Annotated in this window: 1 protein-coding gene and 1 pseudogene; both read right to left on the bottom strand. The window is 41.8% G+C overall.

Features of this window, described 5'->3' with window-relative positions; genetic code table 11:
* Positions 1 to 342: 342 nt before the first annotated feature.
* Positions 343 to 1,107: a HEAT repeat domain-containing protein gene (locus AC805_RS14000; RefSeq protein WP_055075990.1), complete on the bottom strand. Its 765-nt coding sequence runs from the start codon at positions 1,105 to 1,107 to the stop codon at positions 343 to 345.
* Between the two features lie 58 nt (positions 1,108 to 1,165).
* A pseudogene (locus AC805_RS26865) lies at positions 1,166 to 1,324 on the bottom strand (IS630 family transposase); the annotation flags it as partial.

Here is a 1,324-nt window from a genome sequence, read left to right on the forward strand (position 1 = left end):
ATATAGCTGTCGCCAATTGTACTAGGACATAAACTCCAAGAATTGACTGGCGGCGCGAAGCACCGCCAGTCAATTCTTGGAGTTTGATTTGTCCTAAGTCAAGGGACTGTAGCTATAGATGATCGCAAGTGGATTGAATGGAGCAAATCTACAATTTTTCAACTGTCTATCTAGTACCAATTCATGGAAGTGTAGTAACACTTTTTGTGAATTAAAAACCAAACCCAGTAAGGGTTTTCAAAGCTTAAAATGGCTACGCCATTTTGAGCTTTGGGATAATTACATAATCACTGGGATTGATGCATGGCTATTTGGGAGAGCTACGGAATCATCCTAAAATTTCTAAAATTTAAGGCTAGGGTCGATCCTTTCTAGAGCCTCACCTGCGACATCGCGCACCAATTCATCAGAATCTTTGAGTGCATTGATAAGAGCGGGTACTGCATTTTTCGCATCATTGCCAATATTGCCTAATGCTTCCGCAGCCGAATAACGAACCCATTGATCAGAATCATTGAGGGCAAAAATCAAAGCAGGGACTGCATCTTTACCAATATTCTCCAATGCTTTAGCAGCACTAGAACGGACATCAGCCTCAGGGTCTTTTTTTAGAGTATCAATAACTAGAGGTACGACTTCTTTAGTATCTTTTCCTATTTTTGCCAGAGAGCTTACAACTTGAGCGTGGACATTTTTACTAGAATCTTTGAGAGTCGAAATCAGTATAGGTAGGGTATCTTTACCTATTACTCCCATAGCAATTACCGCGCCAGCACGTACTTTCTCATTAGGATCTTTAAGGGTAGAAACTAACATAGGCAAAGTGTATTTCCCAATGTGTCCGAGCGCATGGGCTACCTCAAACCTTAATTGAGTATTGGGGTCTTTAAGAATGGAGATCAAGGCAGGCACAGCATCTTTTGCTTCCTCCCCTATCCCTCCAAGAGCATATAGAGCCGCACTCCGCAAACCGTGGTTGGGATCTTTAAGAGTTGCAATTAACGCAGTTACCGAACCTTTTGCTTCTTTACCTATGGATCTTAGCGCGTATGCAGCCCTGATGCTTCCATTTTCGTAAGGGAGCGAATTTTTGTCAGAATCTCTCAAGGCGTTAATAAGGGTATGTAAAGCGTACTTTGTATATTTGTTTTTTCCTAGTAGGCAGTCAAGTAATTATTGACGGGTAGAGGCGAAGCAATTTAATGCGAGCATCAGCAGTAGTAAATTGCCAATTGACTTTACAAGAGAGAGAATTCCTGCGATTTTCCCAAGCCGAGACTTCCTGAATCAAAAGCTGTTTATCAGGAATACGACGGTCGAGACA

Origin of the sequence: Pseudanabaena sp. 'Roaring Creek', assembly GCF_001402795.1 — a bacterium.
GTDB lineage: Bacteria > Cyanobacteriota > Cyanobacteriia > Pseudanabaenales > Pseudanabaenaceae > Pseudanabaena.